Source organism: Microbacterium sp. NFH-22A-Y (genome assembly GCF_021401375.1).
GTDB classification, from domain to species: Bacteria; Actinomycetota; Actinomycetes; order Actinomycetales; family Microbacteriaceae; genus Microbacterium; species Microbacterium hominis.
The window spans coordinates 1-1,743 of record NZ_JACBGF010000009.1 but is presented as its reverse complement, the minus strand read 5'-3'; the positions used below and the strand labels follow the sequence as shown (position 1 = coordinate 1,743).

At 54.8% G+C, this 1,743-nt stretch carries 2 rRNA genes; both read right to left on the bottom strand.

Features of this window, described 5'->3' with window-relative positions:
* Nucleotides 1-54: 54 nt before the first annotated feature.
* Nucleotides 55-171 (bottom strand): 5S ribosomal RNA (gene rrf / locus L0965_RS16465).
* Between the two features lie 104 nt (nt 172-275).
* A 23S ribosomal RNA gene (locus L0965_RS16460) occupies nt 276-1,743 on the bottom strand; the annotation flags it as partial.

Here is a 1,743-nt window from a genome sequence, read left to right as displayed (position 1 = left end):
GTCTGTTAACGGGAAATGGCCACCCAGCGTTGGGTGGCCATTTCCTGAAATGAAGTCCGGCGGTGTCCTACTCTCCCACAGGGTCCCCCCTGCAGTACCATCGGCGCTGTGAGGCTTAGCTTCCGGGTTCGGAATGTGACCGGGCGTTTCCCTCACGCTATGGCCGCCGAAACACTATTGATGTTTCATCAAGCACACAACGATCGAAGATCAGTTGTGCAGTTCTCGACCGTACATCGAGAACCACTCAGTGGACGCAAGCACCAAAACGGTGTGTTATCAAGTCATCGGCTTATTAGTACCGGTCAGCTTCACGTGTTGCCACGCTTCCACATCCGGCCTATCAACCCAGTAGTCTGGCTGGGAGCCTCTCGCCCGAAGGCATGGAAATCTCATCTTGAGGCCGGCTTCCCGCTTAGATGCTTTCAGCGGTTATCCATCCCGAACGTAGCTAACCAGCGGTGCTCTTGGCAGAACAACTGGCACACCAGAGGTTCGTCCAACCCGGTCCTCTCGTACTAGGGTCAGATCCTCTCAAATTTCCTACGCGCGCAGCGGATAGGGACCGAACTGTCTCACGACGTTCTAAACCCAGCTCGCGTACCGCTTTAATGGGCGAACAGCCCAACCCTTGGGACCTACTCCAGCCCCAGGATGCGACGAGCCGACATCGAGGTGCCAAACCATGCCGTCGATATGGACTCTTGGGCAAGATCAGCCTGTTATCCCCGAGGTACCTTTTATCCGTTGAGCGACAGCGCTTCCACAAGCCACTGCCGGATCACTAGTCCCGACTTTCGTCCCTGCTCGACCTGTCAGTCTCACAGTCAAGCTCCCTTGTGCACTTACACTCGCCACCTGATTGCCAACCAGGTTGAGGGAACCTTTGGGCGCCTCCGTTACTTTTTGGGAGGCAACCGCCCCAGTTAAACTACCCACCAGGCACTGTCCCTGAACCGGATTACGGTTCGAAGTTAGATATCCAGAGTGACCAGAGTGGTATTTCAACAATGACTCCACGGTAACTGGCGTCACCGCTTCAAAGTCTCCCACCTATCCTACACAAGCCACACCGAACACCAATACCAAGCTGTAGTAAAGGTCACGGGGTCTTTCCGTCCTGCTGCGCGTAACGAGCATCTTTACTCGTAGTGCAATTTCGCCGAGTTCGCGGTTGAGACAGTTGGGAAGTCGTTACGCCATTCGTGCAGGTCGGAACTTACCCGACAAGGAATTTCGCTACCTTAGGATGGTTATAGTTACCACCGCCGTTTACTGGGGCTTAAATTCTCAGCTTCGCCTTACGGCTAACCGGTCCTCTTAACCTTCCAGCACCGGGCAGGCGTCAGTCCGTATACATCGTCTTGCGACTTGGCACGGACCTGTGTTTTTAATAAACAGTCGCTACCCACTAGTCTCTGCGGCCACCACACCCTTTTTGAGGCAAGCTCATATAAGTGGATGGCCCCCCTTCTCCCGAAGTTACGGGGGCATTTTGCCGAGTTCCTTAACCACGATTCTCTCGATCTCCTTGGTATTCTCTACCTGACCACCTGAGTCGGTTTGGGGTACGGGCAGCTAGAACCTCGCGTCGATGCTTTTCTTGGCAGCAGAGGATCACCCACTTTTTATCCGCATCGTGTCTCAGCCTGTAAGAGTCACGGATTTGCCTATGACTCGGCCTACGCACTTGCCCCGGGACAACCATCGCCCGGGTTGGGCTACCTTCCTGCGTCACACCTG